The sequence below is a fragment of the Stenotrophomonas sp. 05L44_2 genome (genome assembly GCF_056665995.1).
The window spans coordinates 1-8,330 of sequence record NZ_JBFTNR010000092.1; the positions used below are offsets into that span (position 1 = coordinate 1).

Genomic DNA, 8,330 nt, shown 5'->3' on the forward strand with positions numbered 1-8,330 from the left:
ATTCAAAGGTGTTGGCGTGGTTCTTGTCCTGCGGGCGGAACACGCCGGCAGGCTTGCGGTCGGACGTGCGCAGGATGACCAGCGCGGTGGAATCGTCCAGCGGTACGGTGCCGGCAACGTAGTCGCCGCCGGGCGAGAGCTTGACGTTCGAAAACGACTCCGGTTTCAGGTACTTCTCCAGGTCCACCCCGCCGGTACCCGCCGACGTCCCGCCCACCACCGCGCACAACAGCGCGGCAAGTACAGTCCTTCGCATCCTTCCCCCTCCCTGCCCGGACACCCTGTCCAGATTCGCCGATTCTAGGCAGGCCCGCGATGGCTCCGCCAGTGGCGAGGCCGCCATCGCCGGACTCAGGGCGCCTTCTCCGCATTGCCAGCGGCCGTCACCTGCGCCGTTGCTCCGCCCAGGCTGCGCGACAGGAACGCCAGCAGGTGGCCGTAGTAGTCGCGCTGGTTGGCCAGGTTGTACAGCCCATGCCCTTCGTTCTTGTAGTACAGGGCCTGCACAGGCGTTCCGGCCTGCTTCAATGCCGCCTCCATCCGCTCGGTATGCACCACCGGTGCGCGCTGGTCTTCGCGGCCGGCGGCCAGCAGCACCGGCACGCCAACCTGCGCGGCCAGGTTGACCGGCGAGCGTTCGACAAGATCCTTGGGCCGTCCCAGCCACTCGCGCAGGTAGATCAACCCGGATTCGTCACTCTGGATATCCCCGCGCGCATACATCAAGGGCAGGTCGTAGATGCCAACGTAACCTGCCGCACAACGGTAAAGACCCGGCTCTCGCACCGTCCCCATCAGCGCCGCATAGGCGCCGTAGCTGGCCCCATAGATGCAGATGCGTTCACGGTCGGCAATTCCCTGCTCGATGGCCCAGCGCGTGGCATCGGTCACATCATCCTGCATCGCCGCGCCCCACTGTTTGCGCGCAGCCTGCGCATGTGCGCGCCCGTAACCGGCCGAGCCACGGAAATTCACCTGCAGCACGGCATAGCCGGCGGCCGCCAGCATCTGCGTCTCGGTGGAGTACGTGCCATCGTCCAGGACCCCGATCGGACCGCCATGCGGCACCACCACCATCGGTAGCGCGCGCATCGGCACCCCCGGTGGCACGGTAAGGAACCCATGCAGGGGGCGGCCGTCGCGGGCCTGCAAGGTGATGGCGCGTACGTCGGCACTCTGCGCCGGGTCGATCCAGTCGCTGCGGCTGATCAGGTGCCGGGCGCGCTTGCCCAGCGTGTCATACAGGTAGAAATCACCCGGATTGCGGCCCGACCAGGATTCCACCAGGACAGTGCTGCCGTTGCGGGTGCTGGAGGTGATGTATACCGGAGCACCCAGCGCGGTTTCCAGGCTGCGATAAAGCCGGGCATCCTCCGAGGTCTCATCGAAGAAGCGTGTGCGTGGGGTAGTGCCCATGAACAGCGCGCCCACCGGCACCTGCGTACCGGGGCGGTGGATGATGCGTGCAGGGTCGGCGATCTCATCACGCAGAACCGTTCGCCGCTCGTTGTTCTGCGGGTCCCAGCTGACGATCACGTCGGGGCCTTCGGCCTGCTCCACCTGCAGATAGGCCAGGCGGCCGTCGGCCGAGAAGCCGATGGCCGCTTCGTTGCGCGGGTTCAAGGCCTCATCGTGCAGCAGTATCCATTCGCTGCTGGCACCGGCGCGGTAATACAGCTTCTTTTTCTGGTCAGGTCCGACGCCGTAAGCGAAGCGCACTTCGCCCCGGGCGTCGGTAGTGAAGGCGGCCTGCGCGATCGGCGCGCGCGCGACCGCGTTGCGGCGACCGGTGCTCACGTCCATGCGTTCGATCTGGGTGGCCGCGTTGTCGGTGAACGGAGTGACCGCCACCAGCACGTTGCGATCGTCGTCCTTCAACTCATCGGTGAGGAAAGCCGCCACCATTCCCGCAGGCTTGACCTTGATGTTGGTGCCCAGTCCGGTTTCAGCGGTGCGGTAGCCGACCAGCAGTTCTCCCCCCTTGCCGTTGGCRTTGATGCCGAACAGCTCGCCGGTGGGCGCTGGTCGATCCAGCACACCCAGCTTCTGCGCCATGCCCACCAGCAGGCGTTCATTGCTTACCCAGTCGAAGGTATGGGCGTGGTTGTTGCGGGGTGGGCGGAAGGTGCCGACCATCTTCATGTCGGCGATCCGGTAGATCGCCAGCGCCGTACCCGCCTCGATCGGAACCGTGGCAGCCACGTACTCGCCACCCGGCGAAATCTTGATGTCGGCGAATGCTTCCTGCCGCAGGTAGCGGTCCAGGTCCACCCCGCCGGTACCCGCCGACGTCCCGCCCACCACCGCGCACAGCAGCGCGGCAAGCACAATCCTGCGCATCCTTCCCCCTGAGAACGGGCCCCTGCCCGCAGTCTCGATTCTAGGCAGGCAAGCGGCCGCGCCGCCAGTGGGCAGAAAAAACGACGGCACCGTTGCCGGTGCCGTCGTTGCCACTACCTTGGAGAGAGAGTAAGGACGTGGGTTCGGGGGGCGTGCGCCGGGTCAATGGACCCCGCGCACCGCCAGAGTGAGGGCCAGGATGCTGAGGATCACCGCGATGGTGCCGTCCAGCACGCGCCAGGTGCTGGGCTTGGTGAACAGCGGCGCAAGCAGGCGCGCGCCCAGGCCCTGCGCGGTCAGCCACAGGCAGCTGGCGGTGACCACGCCGGCCGCGAAGGCCATGCGCGCATTGCCGAAGTTCTCGGCGATGGAGCCGATCACCATCATGTCCAGCCAGAAGTGCGGATTGATCAGCGAGAAGCCGACTGCCGCCATCAGCACCGCACGACGGCTGCCGTCATCGCTGTCGGCTTCGCCCATGCCACCGCCACCGGCGATCGCACGGCGTGCCGACTTCATCGCATACCAGGCCAGGAAGGCCACACCGGTCCAGAGGACGGCGGTGGTCAGCCACGGCAGCGCGGTGGTGAGCGTGCGCAGGCCGGCCACGCTGGCGAAGATGAAGATTGCATCGATGGCCGCGCAGGTGGCGACCACCGGCACGATGTGCTTGCGCAGGATGCCCTGGCGCAGGATGAAGGCGCTCTGGGCGCCGACCACGGCAAACAGGCCGATGCCGGTAGCCGCACCACTGAACCAGGCACCAAGGCCGGTGCTGGCGGAGATGACCGAGAACATGGGATTCACTACCTTGTCTTGCTTGGGGGGAGCGGTGCCTCGCGAAGGCGGACAGCACCGGAACGGGCGCCATTGTCGCGCCGCAACATAGAAAAGACGAGCTAAACTTACTAAACCAACATTAGCGGAGCTTAATCGCCATGCGCATCGACCATGCCCAGCTGCGGGCCCTGGCTGCGGTGATCCGCGAAGGCAGCTTCGACCGTGCCGCGCAGTCGCTCAACGTCACCCCCTCGGCCATCTCGCAGCGGGTCAAGGCACTGGAAGACCGCATCGGCCGCCTGCTGGTCAAGCGCGGCACGCCTGCGACCGCGACTGTCGAGGGCCAGTTGCTGGTGCARCTGGCCGARCAGACSGCSCTGCTGGAGCACGACGCGCTGCACCGGATGGGCCTGGCCGACGAGGACCTGCCGCAGGCCAGCATCCCCGTAGCGGTGAACCACGACAGCCTGGAGACCTGGTTCCCACAAGCCGCCCAGCAGTTCGCGCAGGGCACCGGCACCACCCTGGACCTGCGGGTGGAGGACCAGGACCACACTGTCGAACTGCTGCGCCAGGGCACCGTGCTGGGGGCAGTGACCACCCTGGACGAGCCGGTGCAGGGTTGCCAGATCCACGYGCTGGGCAGCATCCGCTACGCCGCCACCTGTACGCCGGAGTTCCGCGAGCAGCACTTTGCCAAGGGCGTGACCGCACAGGCGCTGGCGCAGGCACCGGTGCTGGTGTTCAACCGCAAGGACGACATGCAGTCGCGCTTTGCCCGGCGCATGGCCGGCGCCGACCTGCCCAGCACCGCGCCGACGTGGTGGATTCCTTCCACCCGCGCCTTCGTGCAGGCCAATCTGGGCGGGCTGGGCTGGACGATGAACCCGCTGCCGCTGGTCAAGCGCCATCTGGACGCCGGGCGCCTGGTCTACGTGCGGCAGCGCGCGTGGGAAGACGTGCCGCTGTACTGGCAGCACTGGAAAGGCGACGTGCAGACGATGGCGCTGCTGACCCGGGCAGTGCTGGACGCCGCCTCGGCACTGGTGCAGCGCAGGCGCTGATGAGGGGACGGAGAGGATCAAGTCGCTTGTGCTACAAACGCCTTGATCCGCTCCGCCCCCTTTTCATGCAAGCATCGGTGCAACCGACGAGGGGGCTGACCGATGGAAACCGAACCGGTATTCCTGCATATCCGCGTGGTGATGGGGATCATCCTCGGCCTGTCCATCACCACCCTGCTGAAGGGGCTGGCGCAGATCATCGAACACCCGCAGCGGCGTGGCTGTTCGGCGCTGCACCTGTGCTGGGTGGTGTGGACGCTGGTATCGCTGGTGACCTTCTGGTGGTGGGAATTCCGCCTGGTTGAAGTACACCGCTGGACGTTTGAAATCTATCTGTTCGTGATCACCTACTGCGCGACCTGGTTCCTGCTGTGCGCGCTGCTGTTTCCCGAAGACCTGCGCGAGTACGGCAGTTACGGCAACTACCTGATGCAGCGTCGACGCTGGATCTTCGGGGTGGTCGCGATATTGACCCTTCTGGATCTTGTGGATACCGCGATCAAAGGGGGAAGCCGATGGCGGCTGCTGGGCGAGGCCTACCCCCTGCATACGGTGCTGATGCTCATCGTCGCCGCGCTGGGCTGGCATCTGCGCAGTACGCGCGCGCAACTGGGGCTGGCCGCAGCGACGCTGGCCTATCAACTGGGCTACTTCGCGGCGGAGTACTTCACCATCGGCAGTGAGTGAGGAGCGCCGCCGGTCTCCATCCAATCTCCATAGGCGTCGGCCACAATCGCCCGGTTCCATTCGACCGCAGGTTTCCCAGATGACGATCCACTACCGCAATGCCCGTCCCGATGACGCCGCCGCCTGCATCGACCTGCGCGGGCGTACCCGCGAGAACGCCTTCAGTGCAGCGCAACTGGCCGAGCTGGGCATCACCGAAGAAAGCTGGGCCGCAGGTATCGCCGATGGCGATTCGATTGGCCGCGTCGCCTGGGAGGGCCAACGGATGGCCGGCTACTGCTTTGCCGACCGCGAAAGCGGCGAGGTGCTGGTGCTGGCCCTGCTGCCGGAATTCGAGAAGCGTRGCATCGGCCGGCAACTGCTGCAGGACGTGGTCAGCCTGAGCCGCGATGCCGGCCACAGCCGCCTGTTCCTGGCCTGCTCGGCCGACCCGCGCTCGCGTTCCCATGGCTTCTACCGGCACCTGGGCTGGAAGGCGACCGGCGAGATCGATGAGGCCGGTGACGAGATCCTTGAACTGGCGTGATCGAGGGCATCGCCGGGCGTGGCCCGGCGCTACCGGGTGAGGGTGCCGCGAGCCGTCGGATGCTGCGTTGCATCAAAATCGGACCAGAAGCGGTTAAAATTGCCACAGGAATGCTGCAAGGCGTTGTTTCTTCACGCTCTTTCCCTGTTTCTTGCGCATCCTGACCCCCTTCCCCGCCAACGATCCCGCCCCCATGAAGAAATTTGGCAAGGCCCTGCTCGCCCTGCTCGTGCTGCTGTTGCTGGTGGCCGCGCTGTTCCTGTACTGGCCGCTGACCCAGCGCTCGGTGCCCGCCGCGAACAACGACAAGCCCGTCGATGTCGTGCTGGTCGGCGCCGGCATCATGAGCATCACCCTGGCCACCTACCTGCAGGAACTGCAGCCGGACTGGAACATCCAGGTCTACGAGCGTCTCGACGGCGTCGCCGGTGAAAGCTCGGACGGCTGGAACAACGCCGGCACCGGCCACTCGGCATTCGCCGAACTGAACTACACCCCGGAACTGCCCGATGGCAGCATCGAGACCAAGCGCGCGGTCGGCATCGCCGAATCGTTCGAAGTCTCGCGCCAGTTCTGGTCGCACCAGGTGAAGGAGGGGCGGCTGAGCCAGCCCAGCGACTTCATCAACCCGACCCCGCACATGAGCTTCGTCTGGGGCGATGACAACATCGCCTACCTGCACAAGCGCCAGCAGGCGCTGGTGAAGAACCCGCTGTTCTACGGCATGCAGTACTCCGAGGACCCGGCGCAGATCAAGCAGTGGGCACCGCTGCTGATGGAAGGCCGCGACCCGAAGCAGAAGGTTGCCGCAACGTGGATGCCGCTGGGCACCGACGTCAACTTCGGCGTCATCACCCGCCAGCTGACCGCCGGCCTGCAGCACAGCCCGAACTTCGGCCTGCACCTCAACCACGAGGTCAGCGCGTTGCGGCAGAACGCGGACAAGAGCTGGAACGTGACGGTGAAGGACCTCAAGGCCGGCACCGAATCGACCACCCACGCCCGCTTCGTGTTCATCGGTGCCGGTGGCGCGGCGCTGAAGCTGCTGCAGATGTCGGGCATCCCGGAATCGAAGGACTACGCCGGCTTCCCGGTGGGCGGCCAGTTCCTCGCCTTCCAGGGCCAGGACGTGACCTCGCGCCATGGCGTGAAGGCCTATGGCATGGCCGAGACCGGTTCGCCGCCGATGTCGGTGCCGCACCTGGATGCGCGCAAGCTGGATGRCAAGCCGGTGGTCCTGTTCGGGCCGTTCGCGCTGTACAGCACCAAGTTCCTCAAGCACGGCTCGTGGTGGGACCTGTATTCGTCGGTCAACCACAACAACGTCGGCCCGATGCTGGAAGTGGGCAAGGACAACCTGGACCTGGTGCAGTACCTGATGGGCCAGGCGCGCCTGAACGATGCCGATCGCCAGGCCGAACTGATCAAGTACTTCCCCAATGCCAAGCCGGGCGACTGGAAGCTGGTCACCGCCGGCCAGCGCGTGCAGATCATCAAGCGTGATCCGCTGAAGGGCGCGGTGCTGCAGTTCGGTACCGAGATCGTGACCGACAAGGACCACACCCTCGCTGCGCTGCTGGGTGCCTCGCCGGGCGCTTCGACCTCGCCGCCGATCATGCTGGACCTGATGGCCAAGGCCTTCCCGGAACAGATGAAGGCCGGTTGGGAAGCCCGCCTGCGCGAGATCGTTCCCTCGTACGGCCGCAAGCTCAACGAAAGTGCCGCGCTGACCAACGAGATCCGCACGTTGACCAGCCAGACCCTGCACCTGCCCTACCTGGAGGTTCCGGTGGAAGCAGGTACGACGCCTGCACTGGCACCGACGGCCGCGCCGGCCCCGGCCAAGGAAAAGCGCAACGCCAACGAAGAGCTGCAGGCGCTGTAAGCCTGCGCTTGGCGGATGCCTGCGGACGGCCACCTTCGGGTGGCCGTCTGCGTTTGCGCGCGGCGACGGGGCGGATCCCTCCCGCACGGGAGGGCTCTGACCCGTTCCGGGAGACCCCTCGCAGGGTCAGAGCCCAGTGCCTGCGGCAATGGGATCCGACCCCGCCCTGACGCTTGCTGCGCGCCTGAAAGCCCCTGCGCAATGACGCGAATTGTAATGTTGTTAAGAATTATTTACATTTGCGTCCTGCGCAGTGACCGCGCCCCTCCCAGATGGACCTGACGTGCCCGAAGCCGCCGCCCCGGGTGCTGGACGACTGTTGCCGCCCCTTCCCCGCTTCTACGCTCCGAGCCCGCCATGACCCAGATTTTCCCCAGCCGCCTGCCCCGCCGTGCGCTGCTGCCCGCCGCCCTGCTGTCCTGCCTCACCCTGGCTGCGCCGTCGGCATTGGCCGAGGTCGCTGCCTACGCCTCCGACGCCAAGACCCTGGACCGGGTGAGCGTGCGCGCCGAGCAGTCCGCGCCACCATCGAGCACCACCCGCCTGCCGATCACCCTGCAGGAAACACCGCAGTCGTCGACGGTGATCGGCCTGCAGCGCCTGCAGGACGAATCGTTGTTCAGCCTCAACGACGTGATGCGCAATGTCACCGGCGTCAGCGTGTCCTTCTATGACACCCAGCGCCCGCTGTACTACGCGCGTGGTTTTGCCATCACCGATTTCCAGGTGGATGGCATTCCGACCTACAGCGGCTCGACCAACCAGGAATACGACACCGCCTTCTATGACCGGGTGGAAGTGATCCGCGGCGCCAACGGCCTGCTCAGCGGCGCGGGTGTGCCGTCGGCCACGGTGAACCTGCTGCGCAAGCGCCCGGGCAAGGAGTTCGACGCTTCGTTCTCGGTCAGTGCCGGCAGCTGGGACTACCGCCGCATGGAAGCGGACGTGACCGCACCACTGACCGCCGACGGCCGCTTCCGCAGCCGCGTGGTCGCCGCCTACACCGATCGTGATTTCTATTACGACCGCTACAAAGAGAACAAGATGG

General features: G+C 66.1%; 7 protein-coding genes and 1 pseudogene. 5 read left to right on the forward strand and 3 right to left on the reverse strand.

The features are described from left to right. The 3 genes and pseudogenes from AC1VAN_RS05095 to AC1VAN_RS05105 form a co-directional block, all read right to left on the reverse strand. A pseudogene (locus AC1VAN_RS05095) lies at positions 1 to 256 on the reverse strand (S9 family peptidase); the annotation flags it as partial. 95 nt (positions 257 to 351) lie between these two features. Beyond that, on the reverse strand, positions 352 to 2,340 hold the full coding sequence (locus AC1VAN_RS05100; RefSeq protein ID WP_442251634.1) for an alpha/beta hydrolase family protein: 1,989 nt from the start codon (positions 2,338 to 2,340) through the stop codon (positions 352 to 354). Positions 2,341 to 2,502: 162 nt separating this feature from the next. Beyond that, positions 2,503 to 3,138: a LysE/ArgO family amino acid transporter gene (locus tag AC1VAN_RS05105; protein ID WP_025873889.1), complete on the reverse strand. Its 636-nt coding sequence runs from the start codon at positions 3,136 to 3,138 to the stop codon at positions 2,503 to 2,505. Positions 3,139 to 3,278: 140 nt separating this feature from the next. Here AC1VAN_RS05105 and AC1VAN_RS05110 point away from each other — a divergent pair, with 140 nt between their 5' ends. The 5 genes from AC1VAN_RS05110 to AC1VAN_RS05130 form a co-directional block, all read left to right on the forward strand. After that, the gene (locus AC1VAN_RS05110) at positions 3,279 to 4,184 is read left to right on the forward strand and encodes a LysR family transcriptional regulator ArgP (RefSeq protein ID WP_480985384.1); all 906 of its coding nucleotides are present in this window, start codon (positions 3,279 to 3,281) and stop codon (positions 4,182 to 4,184) included. Positions 4,185 to 4,286: 102 nt separating this feature from the next. Continuing rightward, the gene (locus AC1VAN_RS05115; RefSeq protein ID WP_025873891.1) at positions 4,287 to 4,871 is read left to right on the forward strand and encodes a hypothetical protein; all 585 of its coding nucleotides are present in this window, start codon (positions 4,287 to 4,289) and stop codon (positions 4,869 to 4,871) included. Positions 4,872 to 4,950: 79 nt separating this feature from the next. Next, positions 4,951 to 5,397: an N-acetyltransferase family protein gene (locus AC1VAN_RS05120; RefSeq protein ID WP_480985385.1), complete on the forward strand. Its 447-nt coding sequence runs from the start codon at positions 4,951 to 4,953 to the stop codon at positions 5,395 to 5,397. A gap of 193 nt (positions 5,398 to 5,590) precedes the next feature. Further along, entirely contained in the window at positions 5,591 to 7,282 is a 1,692-nt protein-coding gene (gene mqo / locus AC1VAN_RS05125; protein ID WP_480985386.1) for a malate dehydrogenase (quinone), read from the forward strand. Between the two features lie 357 nt (positions 7,283 to 7,639). Continuing rightward, the coding region (locus AC1VAN_RS05130; protein ID WP_480985387.1) for a TonB-dependent siderophore receptor at positions 7,640 to 8,330 on the forward strand (691 nt) is incomplete at its 3' end.